The sequence below is a fragment of the Flavobacterium sp. GNP011 genome (genome assembly GCF_056428925.1).
Window position 1 is genome coordinate 82,477 of record NZ_JBWJVJ010000014.1, and the last position, 16,963, is coordinate 99,439.

At 30.9% G+C, this 16,963-nt stretch carries 9 protein-coding genes and 1 tRNA gene; 3 read left to right on the forward strand and 7 right to left on the reverse strand.

The genetic code is table 11. From position 1 onward, the window contains the following. Nucleotides 1-33: 33 nt before the first annotated feature. The 5 genes from AC061E_RS12090 to AC061E_RS12110 all read right to left on the reverse strand — a co-directional run bounded on the left by AC061E_RS12090 (nt 34) and on the right by AC061E_RS12110 (nt 6,600). Complete coding sequence (locus tag AC061E_RS12090; protein WP_478286466.1) at nt 34-438, reverse strand: DNA primase; 405 nt, start codon at nt 436-438, stop codon at nt 34-36. 7 nt (nt 439-445) lie between these two features. Then, nucleotides 446-1,417 (reverse strand): deoxyhypusine synthase family protein, encoded by a 972-nt coding sequence (locus AC061E_RS12095; RefSeq protein WP_478286467.1) that lies wholly within the window; start codon nt 1,415-1,417, stop codon nt 446-448. A gap of 90 nt (nt 1,418-1,507) precedes the next feature. Then, nucleotides 1,508-2,908 (reverse strand): type III PLP-dependent enzyme domain-containing protein, encoded by a 1,401-nt coding sequence (locus tag AC061E_RS12100; RefSeq protein WP_144890735.1) that lies wholly within the window; start codon nt 2,906-2,908, stop codon nt 1,508-1,510. A 289-nt stretch (nt 2,909-3,197) separates the two neighbouring features. Continuing rightward, a complete protein-coding gene (gene aroB, locus AC061E_RS12105) occupies nt 3,198-4,265 on the reverse strand; it encodes a 3-dehydroquinate synthase (protein WP_478286468.1) in 1,068 nt (355 codons plus the stop codon). 7 nt (nt 4,266-4,272) lie between these two features. After that, complete coding sequence (locus AC061E_RS12110) at nt 4,273-6,600, reverse strand: O-antigen ligase family protein (RefSeq protein WP_478286469.1); 2,328 nt, start codon at nt 6,598-6,600, stop codon at nt 4,273-4,275. Nucleotides 6,601-6,890: 290 nt separating this feature from the next. On the opposite strand from AC061E_RS12110, the gene AC061E_RS12115 reads away from it, so the two are divergent. After that, nucleotides 6,891-8,060: a proline dehydrogenase family protein gene (locus AC061E_RS12115; protein ID WP_478286470.1), complete on the forward strand. Its 1,170-nt coding sequence runs from the start codon at nt 6,891-6,893 to the stop codon at nt 8,058-8,060. A 60-nt stretch (nt 8,061-8,120) separates the two neighbouring features. On the opposite strand, the gene AC061E_RS12120 is transcribed toward AC061E_RS12115, so the two are convergent. Next, a complete protein-coding gene (locus tag AC061E_RS12120; protein ID WP_478286471.1) occupies nt 8,121-9,908 on the reverse strand; it encodes an ABC transporter ATP-binding protein in 1,788 nt (595 codons plus the stop codon). 209 nt (nt 9,909-10,117) lie between these two features. Here AC061E_RS12120 and AC061E_RS12125 point away from each other — a divergent pair. After that, nucleotides 10,118-10,192 (forward strand) — tRNA-Val (locus AC061E_RS12125). A 405-nt stretch (nt 10,193-10,597) separates the two neighbouring features. On the opposite strand, the gene AC061E_RS12130 is transcribed toward AC061E_RS12125, so the two are convergent. Continuing rightward, on the reverse strand, nt 10,598-13,504 hold the full coding sequence (locus tag AC061E_RS12130; protein WP_478286472.1) for a triple tyrosine motif-containing protein: 2,907 nt from the start codon (nt 13,502-13,504) through the stop codon (nt 10,598-10,600). 325 nt (nt 13,505-13,829) lie between these two features. On the opposite strand from AC061E_RS12130, the gene AC061E_RS12135 reads away from it, so the two are divergent. Continuing rightward, nucleotides 13,830-16,958, forward strand: coding sequence for a SusC/RagA family TonB-linked outer membrane protein (locus tag AC061E_RS12135; protein WP_478286473.1), 3,129 nt, complete (start codon nt 13,830-13,832; stop codon nt 16,956-16,958). Nucleotides 16,959-16,963 lie beyond the last annotated feature (5 nt).

Below are 16,963 nucleotides of genomic sequence, written 5' to 3' on the forward strand. Positions count from 1 at the left end.
CTTCTGTATCAATAGGTTGAAAATAAGAATTAATTAATCCTCATCTTCTTCATCATCCTCGTCTGCAAAATCTTTAGAATCGATGTCATCTTCATCATCGTCATCACCTAAATCAGTATCTGGCTTGTCAATTACTTCGTCATCATCATCGTCATCGATGTCGTCATCTAGGTCCAAACCTTTTATTGGCTCAACCACGTCATCAATCATCATTTCATCATCTTCATCATAATTTTCAATTCTATCAGCTAGTTTAGTACTTACTTTTACTAAATAGATTGTGTCTTCAGTACGAACTTCTACTGCTTCTACCAATTCATTTTTAGCGTTTCTAAAACTAATAATGTTTGAATCATCATAACCATCTGGAAACTTCTCTACCAAAAGGTTTAAAATTTCATTGGTAAGTTTTGCGTAATCAACTATTACTCTTTTCATAAATATTCTATAGATCTAATAAATAAGCGAAAATTAAAGGTGCTACAATTGTAGCGTCTGACTCGATGATAAATTTAGGAGTTTTAATATCTAGTTTACCCCAAGTAATTTTTTCATTTGGTACTGCTCCTGAATACGATCCGTAACTTGTAGTTGAATCAGAAATTTGACAGAAATAGCTCCAAAAAGGGACATCATGCATTTCCATGTCTTGATATAACATTGGCACCACACATATAGGAAAATCTCCTGCAATACCTCCACCAATTTGAAAAAATCCTATTCCATTTGAACTGTTTTTTGGGTACCAGTCTGATAGGTAAACCATATATTCAATTCCGGATTTCATAGTAGAAGCTTTTAATTCCCCTTTTATAACATATGAAGCAAAAATGTTACCCATAGTACTATCTTCCCAACCTGGAACAATAATAGGTAAGTTTTTTTCGGCAGCAGCATACATCCAGCTGTCTTTTAGATCAATTTCATAGTACTCTTCTAATACTCCAGAAAGTAGCATTTTATACATGAATTCATGCGGAAAATAACGTTCTCCTTTGTCATCGGCATCTTTCCAAATTTTGTAAATATGCTTTTGTAGACGTCTAAAAGCTTCATGTTCTGGTATGCACGTATCCGTAACACGGTTTAGTCCTCTTTCTAATAAATCCCATTCATCTTGAGGAGTTAAATCTCGGTAGTTTGGAACTCTTTCGTAATGAGAATGTGCTACTAGATTCATGATATCCTCTTCAAGATTAGCTCCTGTGCACGAAATGATATGCACTTTATCCTGGCGAATAATTTCAGAAAATATTTTTCCAATCTCGGCAGTACTCATCGCACCAGCCATGCTCACCATCATTTTTGCACCATTGGCTAATTGTTGTTCATATGCCTTAGCCGCGTCAACTAAAGATGCAGAATTGAAATGCAAATAATGCTTTTCTATAAACTGACTGATTGGTCCTTTGCTCATTTTTATTTTTATTTTAATACTGCTTGTAAATTTGTGTCAATTATTTCAAATGTAACGATTTTTTAAATTCGAAAATTGAAAATGTTAATTTTATTTCCGGTCGTATCCTAATATTTTTAGGACATCTTCAGAGGTTTGTTGTTCTGAAAATACTTCGGTTGCTAAGATCCCGTTTTCATCTCTATCTATTAATATATGCTTCGGTTGCGGAATTAAGCAATGGTGTAAACCTCCATAACCGCCAATAGTTTCTTGATAAGCTCCGGTGTTGAAGAACCCTATATACAACGGTTTTTCTTTATTATATTTTGGCAAATAGATAGCATTCATATTTTGCTCAGAGTTATAATAATCATCGCTATCACAAGTCATTCCTCCAAGCAATACCCGCTCATAAGTATCATTCCAACGGTTCACTGCTAACATGATAAACCTTTTGTTAATGGCCCAAGTATCTGGTAAAGTAGTAATAAATGAAGAATCAATCATATTCCACTTTTCTCTATCATTTTGTTGCTTTTGATACAAAACTTGATAGATAGCACCACCGCTTTCACCTACAGTAAATGATCCAAATTCAGTGAAAATATTTGGAACATCAACTTCTGCTTCATCACAAGCAATTTTTATTTGATTAATGATTTCATCAATCATGTATTGGTAATCATATTCAAATGCTAATGAGTTTTTTATTGGAAAACCGCCACCAATATTTAATCCATCAAGGGTAGGGCATTCTTTTTTGAGCGCTACGTAAACCTTAATACATTTTACTAATTCGTTCCAGTAATATGCATTATCATTGATTCCCGTATTGATAAAAAAGTGCAACATTTTCAGTTCCAATTTTTTATTTTCTTTAATCTCTTTTTTGTAAAAAGGAACGATATTTTTGTATCCAATACCAAGTCTAGAGGTATAAAACTCAAATTTAGGTTCTTCTTCAGCTGCAATACGAATACCTATTTTAAACTTATTTTTGATTTGACCTTGTAACAAGTCTAGTTCCTCAAAATTATCAATGATGGGTATAGTATTTTTATGTCCATTATTAATTAAACGAGCAATGTTTTCTATATATTGATCTCTTTTAAAACCATTACAAATTACATAGGTGCTTTTGTTTATTTTCCCTTTTTCCATCAAGTTTTCAACAATGTTAATGTCAAAAGCTGAAGAAGTCTCTATGTGAATGTTATTTTTGAAAGCTTCATTCATAATGTATTCAAAATGAGAGCTTTTAGTACAGTAGCAATAGTAATATTTTGCTTCGTACTTGTTTTTTTCCATTGATTTTCTAAACCAGCTTTTTGCTTTGCTGATGTTATTTGAAATTTGAGGCAAATAGGTAAATTTTAAAGGCGTACCGTATTGCTCTACTAATTTCATTAAATCAATGTTATGAAAAAGTAAATGATCTTTATTTAAAGTAAATTCTTCTTGTGGAAAATAGTATGTTTGATTTATTAAATCAGAATATTTTGTATTCATGGATATGGATTTTGTAGATTAAATATTTAAATAAAATAGATTAATCTATCATTCAAACCCTAATATTAGCATACACAATTTGAAGTTTCTCAGTATCTGATTTCATGTATTGAAAAACATCAAAACTAAAATTTCCCTTTATAGAATAAAAACGTTTTAACATCCTTAAAAAAGACATTTTGTTACTGTTTTTATTAGAGCAATACTTGAATTTGTTTCGACTTTTTTTCATTGGTGCAAATGTAAAAAATAATATATACGTAATGCAATCCTTTTTTATAAAAAATATTTAGTTTTTATAATCTTCAAATGCCTGAAGAATTAATTCATTTTCAATTAATTGATTTATTTTAATTTTTCCTATTCCTTCAATCAATGCAAATTGTATCTCACCGTACTCATTTTTTTTGTCATGAACCAGTAAATCTAAGATAGGGTTTATATCTTCTGGATTAAAAACTATATCTTGATAGATGTGTTTTATACACCCTTTTATTTGAGAATATTCATCTTTTTTTAGTAATCCTTTTTGCCATGAAAGATAACTTTCTAAAATCATTCCAGCTGCTATTGCCTCTCCATGTAGAAGTGTTTTTTTTGAATCGTTTTCCAGAAAATAGCTTTCAATTGCATGGCCTAATGTATGTCCAAAATTAAGAGATTTTCTAATATTATTTTCTGTTGGGTCTTGCATTACAATTTCATTTTTGATTTCAACAGATCGATATATGAGTTTGTCAAAGTCAGCAAAATCAAATGCATCTAGATCGGTAAATGTTTTCCAATAACTTACATCATAAATTAAACCGTGCTTTAACATTTCTGCAAGTCCTGAACGCATTTCATTTTGTGGTACGGTTTCTAAGTATTGTGTATCTATCAATACCATTTTAGGAACATTAATAACTCCAATTTGGTTTTTGAGATTACCTAGGTCAACTCCGTTTTTTCCTCCTACAGATGCATCAACCATAGCTAGTAATGTGGTAGGAATGTGAATAAATTCAATACCTCTTTTGAATGTTGATGCAATAAATCCACCTAAATCAGTAACAACACCACCACCTAGATTGAGAACTAGTGTTTTTCTATCGGCTTTTAATTCCGTTAAAACATTCCATATTTGAACACATGTTTCAATATTTTTATTTTCCTCTCCGGATTCAAATTCAATGATTTCAACCGTTAAATCAGTTTCAAGATTTGATAAAAAATTAGGCAAGCAATGTTCATTTGTATTACTGTCTACAATAATAAAAATATTAGAAAATTTATTATTACTAATATATTCATTAAGAGCTGCATAAGCATTTTCATTGAAGTATATGGGATAGTTATTGGCTTGTATGGTTTGCATTTTATTTTTATTTACAAAGATTATTTAATAGTTCTTTTGACCCAGGAAAATTTTTATTTACTGCTATAGTTAAGTATTTGCAAGAATTTGTTTTGTCTTGCAATTTATAATAACATCCTGAAAGCATATATTCGGTTTTACCATCATTAAGTGTTGGTTCGTTTACTATTTTAAGCAAATAACTAATAGCACTTTCATATTTATTCGAACTAAAGTAACAAACAGCAATATCTTGATATATTACCTTTTTTTCAGGATGTAACGCTAGTTCTTTTTCATAAAGTTCAATAGCTTTATCAAATTGTTTGGCATCTCCCATTTTTTTTGCCTCAATCATATAATTTATTGTTTTTGGGACATTTTCTAGTGTTTCAGATAGATTGTTTTGAATAGTAGAAGTTGGTGTTTCTTGTTTTATTTTTTTAGTTAATGTAGAATCATTAGGATAAATTTTCACCCCTTCCTTAATAAAGGCCTCTATTTTTTGGGGATTGTAACCCACCTGTTTGAGTGCAACTGCTGTATTTTTCCAGTTTGAAGGCATGCTTCGGTATTGACTAAAAAGTTTGTGTAGCTTAAATATTTCGGCGGTATCCTTATGTACAACTGCCATTCTAAGGCCATCTAAATAAAAATTAAGTGTCCTTGGTCTGGCATAAAATGCTGATTTCACATACTCATACGCTTTCTTTTGGTTGCCTTTTAATTTTTCTATTTTATGCAAATACCAGTTTGAAATTCCCATATAAGGATTTATTGTATTTGATAATTTAAAATATTTTTCAGCTTCTACTAATTTATTCTCATTAAACAATGCAATAGCTGCGTTTTGGTAAAATGTTTCTCCATAAATACCTACTCTTGTTATAGTTGGGAATTCATTAAGGATTATATTTGAAGAAACCGGCGTTTTATCATATTTTATTCTGTATTCTAACTGGGCTGCTTTCCAGTCCATAAAAGAGATACAAGTTGTAACTACGCTAACTATAATTAAAAACAAACCTATCTTTTGTGATTTATCATTTAAACCTGAATGCTTGGTTGAATTTAATACTGTAAATACAATCATCAATGCAAAAGCCAGTTGCATTGTAGGTCTATACAACGGAAAGTTAAAAAAGGCATCTATGAAATACCCTGTAAAAAGCATTAAAACAAGTAAAGAAATAGTTTTATCGGTATCGTTTTTTGTGAAAATATTTTTAAGGTTGATGAAAAATATTAAAACAAAAAGGCTCAAATAAACCAAGCCGTTAATAATTCCCGTTTCGGCTGCAATTTCAAGTAAATCGTTGTGAGTATGTGAAGAAATTAATGCTTCATCAATGGTGGTTCTTTCATAAGGAATACTTTCAACTCTCCAATTCCCTAAACCAATACCAGTTATGGGGTCTTTTGAAATCATTTGCGCTGCATTGTTCCAATAATTCAACCTCGCAGATGCAGAAGCTTCATTTGTATCTGCAATTTGCACAATTCTAGTACTTACGGATTCAAACCTTCCAATACTATCACTATTTTTAAAAACGATACTGCTTAAAAAAACAGCCAACGCTATTGGAATTAAAATATAGGTGGTTTGTTCAACTGTTTTTTTTGCGAATGAATGTATTTTAAAATAAACTATGAGGAAGACTATAACTTGAAAAAATAACCCCAAATAAGCAGCTCTGGCACTGATTAAGATTACTGTAAAACTTGCTAAAAACAAACATAGAGCTAAAAACCATTTCTTCCAGTTGTTATAGGGTAAAATTCCTAGTACTAAAAAAGGAATTTTAACATTAAGACTCGCTGCAAAAATATTAACATTTCCTGTATTCCCTTTTAAGTTATTTAAAGCATTAGTTACACTTTCAAAGTCTTGTAATACAGTGCTTAAATGCAATACGGTTTGTAAAAAAACACTTATTCCTACAATTGTAGTAATTTGATAAAGCAAATGCATTTTATTTCTAAATAAAAGAATCAAATTAAGAATCATTACAACAACAATAAGTAATTGAATAATACTATTGATTGACAGTGAAAGATTTTTACTAAAAAATAGGGAGCAACCACAAAGAATAATAAACAAAAAATAGATATTTAAAACTAAACCCTCACTAGAGAAGATTTTAGTCTTTTTAAAAGCTACTTTTTTATTGCTAAAAAGGTAGAGTAATGCAACAATATTAACCACAGCCATGTAAACAAACTGCGTGTTTAATATTTCAATACTTTTAAAATGAGGCAAAAAATCAATCAAAAAATAACAAAAAAGAAAAAATAATGCCATGAAATTTTCATAAAATGAGCTTTGTGCTGTATCGTTTTTAATTTCTGTATTCATTTTAATTTTGGTAAGAATTAGTTTTAATATCTAAAGCAATATGCTAGGTTTACACTATTTTTATTTCAATTCAAAACAATTCAATTTACTCTTTTGTTAATTTAAAAAGGCAATTGATAATTTCGCATTTTTGAATATAAAAAATTTGAATTGTCAAATGTATAAATTTATCAATTCTTAAATTATTTAATACCATAAAAAAGTTCCTATTGCATTTTTCTTTTTTTTGGCATCAAATTTTATAAAAATATTCAAAGTCTGCCTATATTTGTATAAAATTAAAACAGATAATGGAAAAGATATTTGATAACACACAAGTTGCCTTTGCATTAAAAAGCGATACAGAACTTGATCGTGCATATTTTTTATTTAAAATGATAGCTAATCAACCTCTTGTTAGAATAGGAACAGCAGTTACAAATTTTGCAATCAAGGCAAATTTACCAGTAGAAGGATTAATAAGAGCAACGGTTTTTGATCATTTTTGTGGAGGAGTTAACGAAATGGACTGTCTTAGCGTTGTTGATAAAATGTTCACTAAAGGTGTGACTTCTGTATTGGATTATTCAGTAGAAGGAAAAGAAGAAGAAGATCAGTTTGATGCTGCTTTGAAAATGACATTAAAAACAATCGACTTTGCTAAGAAAAGAGACGCTATTCCTTTTGCCGTTTTTAAACCAACTGGTTTTGGACGATTTGAATTGTATGAAAAGTTAGGAAACAATGAGAAATTAAATGAAGAAGAACAAATTGAATGGAATAGAGTGGTAGCTCGATTTGATTTGGTTTGTAAAGAAGCTCATGAAAAAAATGTGTCACTATTAATAGATGGTGAAGAAAGTTGGATGCAAGATGCTGCCGATGATCTTGTTACTCAAATGATGCGCAAGTACAATAAAGAGAAAGCAATTGTTTTTAATACTTTACAAATGTACCGCTGGGACCGATTGGATTACCTGAAAAAATTACATGAGCAAGCTAAAAATGAAGGATTTCATATAGGTATGAAAATAGTTCGTGGAGCGTATATGGAGAAAGAAAATGTACGTGCTCAAGAAAAGGGTTATCCAACACCTATTTGTGCCTCAAAAGCAGCTACAGATATTAATTATGATGCGGCAATTAGTTACATGACTGAAAACCTAGATATTATGTCAATATTTGCAGGTACTCACAATGAGTCTAGCACGTATACACTCATGAATTTAATGCATAAAAAAGGGATTAAATCAAATGATAATAGAATTTGGTTTGGGCAATTATACGGTATGAGTGATAATATCAGCTATAACCTAGCCAATTCAAACTATAATGTTTCTAAATATTTACCTTTTGGTCCAGTAAGAGATGTAATGCCTTATTTAATTCGTCGCGCAGAAGAAAACACATCAGTAGCTGGTCAAACAAGCCGAGAGTTAATGATGATTAAAGCGGAAAGAAATAGAAGAAAAGGAAAATAATAAAACCAAAAAACTCCAATTTGTTATCAAATTGGAGTTTTTTTTGGCTCTAAAAATAATTTAAGAATTGCTAAACTGCAGATTACTTAAATTTTTATAAATTCCATTTTCAAGAACAATTAAATCTTGATGTGTTCCTTGTTCAGCAATTATACCATTATCTAAAACTAATATTTGGTCTGCAGAGCGAATGGTAGAAAGCCTATGTGCAATAATAATACTAGTTCTACCTTCCATCAAAATTTCAAGAGCTTCTTGAACTAATTTTTCACTTTCACTATCAAGAGCTGAAGTTGCTTCATCTAGGATTAAAATACTAGGATTTTTTAATAAAGCTCTAGCAATTGCAATGCGTTGACGTTGTCCGCCTGAAAGTTTTATTCCTCTTTCACCTACTATTGTCTCAAATTTTTCTGGAAAACTTTCTATAAATTGATATGCATTGGCTTGTTTTGCTGCCACTAAAATTTCTTGGTCCGTTGCATTTGGTTTTCCGTAAGCAATATTTTCTTTAATAGTTCCTCCAAAAAGTATAACATCTTGAGGAACGATACTCATGTTTCCTCTTAAATTTTCGAGATCATAATCATAAATACTTTTTCCATCAATTAAAATTTCACCATTATCAATATTATAAAAACGAAGCAGGAGTGAGGCTATTGTAGATTTCCCCGTTCCACTAGGTCCTACAATTGCTATTTTTTGACCAAAACTAGCCGAAAAATTCACGTTTTTCAAAACTTTTATTTCCTTTCTTGATGGATAACTAAATGCAACATTTCTGAATTCTACTATACCCTTAATTTTTTGTATTTCAACTTTTTCTTTGTTAGAGTTTATTTTTTCTGGAGTTTCGTCAAGCAGTTCAAAAACACGTTCTGTAGCTCCTATAGCTTTTTGAATTTGTGCATAAAGCTCTGCTATACCGCCAAAAGATGCGCCTACAAAGGTAGAGTATAATACAAATGAAATCAATTGGCCCACACTCATTTCGCCACTAATGCTCAATTGAACACCGTACCAAACTACGGCCACAATGGCGCCAAAAAGACAGAAAATAATAAAAGAAGCAAAGTAGCCACGGTATTTACCGCCTTTTATTGCAATTGAAACAACTTCTTTGATTTTTAAATTGTAACGAGCAATTTCATACCATTCGTTCGCAAAAGCCTTTACAATACTAATACCTTGCATTGTTTCTTCTACAATAACTTGACTTTCAGCAACTTTATCCTGAACATTTTTAGAATATTTTCTTATAAATCTACCAAATACAACAGCTGCAATTGCAACCAGCGGTACAACAGATAACATTAAAAGTGTGAGCTTTATACTTTCATTAGCTAATAGAAGAACTCCTCCAACAATTAAAATAAACTGGCGTAAAAATTCAGCAATGGTTGATGTAAGTGTGTCTTGTATTTGCGTGATATCTGAGCTAATACGACTATTAAGTTCTCCTACACGTTTTTGGGAGAAGAATGACATAGGTAATTTTACCAAATTTGAATATAGTGCTAATCTAAGATTTGCAAGTGTATTTTCAGTAAAATTCACAAATAAGGACAATCTAAAAAAGGAGAAAATAGATTGAAGAAATAAGATCACAAGCAATCCTCCTGCAATTAGGTTTGCTTGGTCGTTGTCTTTATTCTTAACACAATCAATTAGCATTCCCATCAGCTTAGGAAATGCCAGGGCCGTACCCCCCGTAAAAACTAAAAAAAGTAAACCTACATAAAATTTCCATTGATGCTTTCCAGCAAAACGAAAAATAACAGTTGCTTTTTGCAGAGATGATGCCGTAATTTTCGATTTTGGTAAATCGTTTTCTTTGAACCTAGCCATTGATATTTGTTTATACTGCAAATGTAGGACTAACAGATATCAATACAAAACATATCATGTGTTTCGTTATATTTGTAGAATTCTGTCTGCTAGATTATTACAATTTAATTCAAATTTTTTTTGATTTTTTTCAAAAAGGCCTTGCAGAATCAAATTCTAACACTATATTTGCACTCGCAATCAGGTAATGATAGCAACCTAATAAAACAGGGCGATTAGCTCAGCTGGTTCAGAGCACCTCGTTTACACCGAGGGGGTCGGGGGTTCGAACCCCTCATCGCCCACAAGATAAACTCCATTAGAAATAATGGAGTTTTTTTATGTTTATTTTTTTTATAATAATGGATTACGTATCATGGAATCCAGTATCAGGTGGAAAAGTTGGGAATAAAACAACAAGATTGTATAATCTGAATAATAAGAAATCAATTTTTATTCGACCAAGCTCATTAAATGATTCAAATTTTCAATAGTTGCATCAAGATATTTTGTATTTAAAATGGTTTTATAGGACCCTTTTCTAATCTATAACACCCAAAAAATCATCAATTTATTTAAGGATAATTCAAGATAGTTAAACTACAATACAGCTTGTTTTTTTATTGACTAAGAAAAGCAGGGTGTTACTAATCCATTATTTATAGTCCAAACTGTCAATTAAAACTACAAACCCAATAGCCTCTTTTTTTCTATTTTATACTCATAAAGTATCCGATTAAATTTTCTTTTTGATTTAATTCCAGTTTTTTTCTTAATCGATATCTGGCCAAATCTACTCCTCCCGTTGATATGTTCATGAATTCAGCAATTTCTTTTGTTGACATGTTCATTAATAAATAAGTTGACAGGTCCATTTCTCTTGGAGTAATAGTAGGGTGCTTTTCCTTTAATTTTTTTAGAAAATCAAAGTGGACATTTTTCAGGTGTTTTTCAAGATCCTTCCAGCTTTTATCAGTACTAACTTCCTTGATAATGCTTTTGTTTAATTTAGTAAATTGAGTCTTGGCTGCTTCGTCAAATGAGCTTGTATTGATATCTTTTAGCCTTTGAATAATTCCGTTTAATGTTTTATTTTTTTTAACTACCTGTAACGTGTTGTTTACTAATTCTTTGTCTTTTGACAATAGTTTCATTTGCAACTTGTCATTTTCTAGTTTTTCTATTTCTTTCTCTAATTTATATTGTTCTATCCTGATCTTAGTTTCTTTTTCTAAATATAATCTTCGTTGTTCTAAGGTTTCAGCATATTTGTTTTTCCTTATTTTCATTCTTATTCTAAATCGAATATAGTATACCAAACCAGTAGCTATCAGTAAATAAAATAAGTAAGCTGAATAGTGCCTATACCAAGGAGGAGTCACTCTGAATTCAAAAGAAGTTTCATCTGATTGAATCCTAAAGCTGTTTCGTGCTTTCACTTTCATTTTATAATTGCCCTCTTTTAAATTGGTATATTCTTTAATGGTGTTGTTTGACCAAGCACTCCACTTTTCACCAAAGCCTTCCAGTTGATAAGAGAATTCGATATTTTCAAGATTTTCGTAAGAAGGGGACGAAAATGTAAACTTTACTTGATTTGAATCATAAGGCAACTCATACTTCATACTTTCGTCTTGCTTATTTCCTAAATAAATGGTGTCTCCAGGAAATGTAAAACTTCTTATATGAGCAATCGGTTTTGATATAGATTTGATTTCGAGAGTAGCATCATAGTGTGCCAGACCATCAGTTAATCCTATAAAAGTGTTTTTAGAATCAATAGTATTTATAGACATATAATTGGCTACTAATTTTCCAGTCAAACTTGAAAAAGGAGTTATGACATGTTTATATTTATTGTTTTCCACTTTTATCATCGCTCCCATTGACTCATGATAGAAGTACCAAAGATTTCCATTAGTGTCTTCATTTAATTTTTTAATTTTTGGAATGAACTTAAAGAGATTGGTCATTATTGAATCTTCTTTAAATGTGCCTTGTATTGTTGAATAAGTGTAAAAAATATTATTTGATTGAAAAAAAACTTTATTATTAATTATTTGAAGACTTCCAACGCCTCTATTTTTTTTAGAAAATTGAGTAAAGGTTTTAATGCTCTTGGTTTTTCTTAAATCATTATTCAGAGCAATCTGATGTATATATTGGTCTTTTTTTAGCCATAAATAATCTTTATCAATTTCAAATGAATTGGATGATTTGTCAATGCCTTCTATTTTATTTCTGAATTTCATTCCTGAACTTGTCTTCTCAAAAACAGAAAAACCATTGTAATTTGCTCCTATAAAAAAATTAGGATGATTAGGTACTGATTTGAATCCATAATATCCCTTAGGATCAAGGTTCTTAATCATTTTTCCATTCTGTATGAGTAGAGCTCCTTTGTTACTGGCACATATCAATTCACCATTGATTACCTCTACATTCCAGGCTTGAGTAGTAGTTCCTTGAATAAGCCTAAAGGAGCCTTCTTTAAAATCTGTGTTCCAAGGATGAAAAAAAACACCTTGATTGGTTGCAACATACAAATTACCTTTATGCACAACAGATGAATAAACAGTACCTAAATTATAGCTAAATCCAAAATAGGTTAGAAATGAATTTTCGTTTACATATGCAATTCCATTATCCAATCCCAGCCATAGATTATTGCTTTTGTCTATAAATGAAGTAAGAACTGTATTGTTTTGAAGCCCTTTGGTGCGGTCGATATGTTGTATGATGTTTCCATTTAGATCGCAAACTATGATGCCATCAAGGACTGAATTAATTACAATGTATTTATTTTTATAAAGGACACATCCTAGAGAGCCATTCTTTTTTATAAAAGTATTTGCTTCGGTATTCCATGAAACCGCTTGATTGTTTACTATTATAAAAAGACCTTTATCCAAAGTAGTGGCTAGGATCTTATTTTTTTCTAATTCAACCATGCCCCAAATTTCTGAATTATTTAAAGTGTTTAATCCTTTAAGATAATTCAGTTTGCCATTTTTATATTCTAAAATTCCAGATGAAATATCTTGAATATACAATTTGGAATTGGTTAGAAATGAGAATTGAAATCTTTTTGGTGCATTTATGATTTTAATTTTGTTGTTCTTGTAGATAAAGATTCGGTCGAATGATTGAAAAACAACTTCATCCTTATAGAGATGTATTTTCCAGATAAAGTCAATTATGCCTAATGTTTTTTTATCTAATGAACTGGAAATAGAAAAGTATTTGAGTTTCCCTTTAGAATTGGCTTTAAAATAGCCAAATTCATTGTAGCAGCCTACGTATATTTTTCCGGTTGAATCTACTTTTAAGCATTTAATTGCATCCGAATTTTTTGCTTTGTATTTGTTCCATTTCGATCCGTCAAACTGCAAAAGACCATCATTATTTCCAAAATAGAGATTTCCATTTTTATCTTGGTCAATATCCCAGTTTTGGGTTCCTCCTTGATATTCTGTTCTAGTATAATTTTTTATAAGTGGTAGACCAATTTTTTTTACTTGTCCTAAAAATGATGCTGGTAGGCTTATTAAAATAAAAATCAATATAAGTTTAACCAATTTTATGTCTTGATCTTTTTTATTATTTAGGTTTTGCATATAATTTATTTACTTATTTAAAATGAGATAAAATGCATTTTTAAATGTCTTTTGAGTTGAATTTAAGGCTCTTTTGCAGATTTTGGGCTAAAGTATCTAATTTATAGTAATTGTAATTGTCTTTTTCACCTTATATTTTTTTAAGAAATGTTTTTTAATTTTTAATCTATTTAAAATCAATTAATTATTTTTTTTTTGATAATATTTTGTAATACCAGTATGGTGTTGATGATGTGAATTTGTAGTGATTCTAAATTCTGAATTCCGAAATTTTAAATATAATATTGTATCAAATAACTAACATTTAACCAAAATAATCAGAAAAATGAAATTATTAAAAACATTTATTTTTTGTATTTCATCAATCTTATTCTCAGTTCACGGGCATGCGCAGGAAGCCTCCGTTATGGGGAAAGTGATTGATGATAAAGGGATGCCAATTTCAGGTGCAACCATAGTCTTAAAAGGAACATCTTCATCGGTTACATCAGATTTTGATGGGAAGTTCCAAATAAAAGCTCCAAAAGATGGAGTTTTAACAATTAGTTTTATAGGCTATAAAACTGTTGAGACTGTTATTAATGGTCAAACAGCAGTACAGGTAAAAATGTATGAATCATCACAAGATCTAAATGAAGTTGTGGTAGTAGGATACGGTACCCAAAAGAAGGTTTTGTTAACTGGAGCAATATCTGGAATAAAAGCTGCTCAGCTAAAAGATTTACCTATTAGTAGAGTAGAACAAGCTTTACAAGGCAGAGTTTCTGGAGTTACTATAGCTGCAAATGCTGGACAGCCAGGGTCTTCTTCAACAATTCGTGTAAGGGGTATTACTTCAATTGGTAACAATGATCCTCTTTGGGTAGTTGATGGTGTTGTAGTTGACAATGGAGGTATTGGTTATTTAAACCAAGCAGATATTGAAACTATGGATGTTTTAAAAGATGCTGCATCTCAAGCAATTTATGGCGCGCGTGCTGCAGCGGGAGTAATTCTTATTACTACAAAAAAAGGGAAATCAGGTAAAATGAGTGTATCTTATAATGGATATACTGGTTTTTCTCAAGCGGCTAGAAAGCTAGATTTACTTGATGCTACTCAATACACTACGTTAATGAACGAGCGTTATGCTAATGGTTACGTTCAATCACCTAACAATCCTTATATACTTCCTTATTCATCTACTACGGCATACGGAAAAGGAACTAATTGGCAAGATGCTATTTTTAATGACAGTGCATTGCGTACTGGACATGAATTAAGTTTAAGCGGTGGAACTGATGTTTCTACTTTTTATTTGTCTTTTGGATTATTAGATCAAGAAGGAATTGTTGCGACACAAATTTCTAATTACAATAGAAAGAATATTCGTTTAAATTCTACTCACAAAATTTTAAAAGGATTGACTTTTGGTCAAACATTAGGGTACTCTCATGAGAAAAATATCGGATTAGGGAATACAAATAGTGAATTTGGAGGACCTTTAAGTTCGGCAATTAATCTTGATCCTACAACGCAACTTGTAGTTACTGATCCCGTAGAGGCTAATCTTTACCCGTATGTAAATCAAACAGGGATTTTTAGAGATTCAAATGGAAATCCATATGGAATATCTCAGGTTGTAGGTCAGGAAATGAGTAATCCACTGGCATATATTCAATCTAGATTAGGAAATTATGGATGGTCTGATAATTTTGTTGGAAATGCATATTTAGAGCTGGAAGTGATCAAAGGATTAAAGGTTAAAAGTACCGTGGGTGGTAAATTAGCATATTGGGGTTCAGAAAGTTTTAATCCTGTATCGTACTTTAACTCTTCTACTATAAATTCAGTAAACAGTCTGAGTAGAGGAAGTAATAAAGGTTTTGGATGGAATGTTGAAAATACAATTACGTACAACAAAAAAATTAGCGAACATAATTTTACGGTTTTGGTTGGTCAGGGCGCTTATGTTGATAATATTTCCTCTGGGACTTATGTAACTTATAAAAATATTCCTGCTAATAATTTTGACGATGCCTCCTTTGGTTATGGTGCTATAAAAGATGATATTACTGCAGGTGCTTATAATGGTTATGAACACATTGTGACATCTTTGTTTGCTAGAGCGACTTATGATTATAAAGAAAAATATTTATTTACTGGGAATATTCGTCGTGATGGTTCATCTCGTTTTGGAGCTAACAACAAATATGGTGTTTTTCCATCATTCTCTTTAGGTTGGGTTCCAACAAATGAAGATTTTTGGCCAAAGAACAAAGTCTTAACAAGCCTAAAACTTAGAGGTGGTTATGGAATTGTGGGGAGTGATGCTATAGGTGATTTTAAATATCTAGCTACTATCAGTGGTGGTCGAAATTACACTGTAGGTAACCAAGGTTCAGTTGTAATAGGGAATAGCCCAAACGCTCCAGCCAACCCTGATTTAAAATGGGAAGAGACCAGCCAAGGGAACATTGGATTTGATGCAATATTTTTCAATGGTCTTAACTTTGCAATAGATTTTTACAATAAAAAGACTACTGGAATGCTTCAAGATATTAAGCTCCCTGGTTATGTAGGAACTACTGGAAATCCTTCTGCAAATATTGCTGACATGGAAAACAAGGGTGTCGATATTGAATTAGGGTATAGAAAAAAAATTGGACAAGTTAATTTTAAATTAGGAGGTAATATTTCTTATGTCGAAAATAAAGTAACTTTTTTAGGTAATGATATTAAATTCATTGATGGAAACGCTTCATTTCAAAGTATGGGTACTATTACCAGAACACAAGTTGGTCATCCCATAAATTCATTTTACGGTTATAAAACACAAGGAATTTTTCAGAATCAAAATGAGGTTAATGCCTATACAAATGCTTCTGGAGGTTTAGTGCAACCGAATGCTAAGCCAGGAGATTTTAGATGGCAAGACACAAATGCTGATGGGAAGATTACAGATGATGATAAAACATTCATCGGAAATTCACTTCCAAAATTTACTTATGGTATTACATTAAATGTAGATTTCAAAAATTTCGATTTAGTTGTATTTACCCAAGGAGCTGTTGGAAATAAAATTTTCCAAGGATTGAGAAGGTTAGATGTTGTAAATGCTAATTATCAAACGTCTGCTTTAGGACGTTGGAATGGAGAAGGAACTAGTAATTCTTATCCAAGATTAACAACAGCAGACGGCAATAAAAACTTCACAAATGCATCTGATTTTTATTTAGAAGATGGTGATTACTTACGATTTAAAACGATACAATTTGGCTATAACTTACCGAGCGAGAAAATTGGAAAAATAGGATTATCAAAAACTAGAATCTATTTAACAGGTGAAAACTTGTTCACATTTACTAAATACACAGGTTATGATCCAGAAATTGGGGGTGGTGTAATTGGTGTTGATAAAGGATATTATCCACAGGCAAAATCATTTATGCTCGGAATTAATTTACAATTTTAAAAAAT

What these genes read in the sequence shown, in the direction of transcription:
- AC061E_RS12090 (WP_478286466.1), bottom strand. Translation starts at nt 438, where the DNA reads ATGAAAAGAGTAATAGTTGATTACGCAAAACTTACCAATGAAATTTTA.
- AC061E_RS12095 (WP_478286467.1), bottom strand. Translation starts at nt 1,417, where the DNA reads ATGAGCAAAGGACCAATCAGTCAGTTTATAGAAAAGCATTATTTGCAT.
- AC061E_RS12100 (WP_144890735.1), bottom strand. Translation starts at nt 2,908, where the DNA reads ATGAATACAAAATATTCTGATTTAATAAATCAAACATACTATTTTCCA.
- aroB (WP_478286468.1), bottom strand. Translation starts at nt 4,265, where the DNA reads ATGCAAACCATACAAGCCAATAACTATCCCATATACTTCAATGAAAAT.
- AC061E_RS12110 (WP_478286469.1), bottom strand. Translation starts at nt 6,600, where the DNA reads ATGAATACAGAAATTAAAAACGATACAGCACAAAGCTCATTTTATGAA.
- AC061E_RS12115 (WP_478286470.1), top strand. Translation starts at nt 6,891, where the DNA reads ATGGAAAAGATATTTGATAACACACAAGTTGCCTTTGCATTAAAAAGC.
- AC061E_RS12120 (WP_478286471.1), bottom strand. Translation starts at nt 9,908, where the DNA reads ATGGCTAGGTTCAAAGAAAACGATTTACCAAAATCGAAAATTACGGCA.
- AC061E_RS12130 (WP_478286472.1), bottom strand. Translation starts at nt 13,504, where the DNA reads ATGCAAAACCTAAATAATAAAAAAGATCAAGACATAAAATTGGTTAAA.
- AC061E_RS12135 (WP_478286473.1), top strand. Translation starts at nt 13,830, where the DNA reads ATGAAATTATTAAAAACATTTATTTTTTGTATTTCATCAATCTTATTC.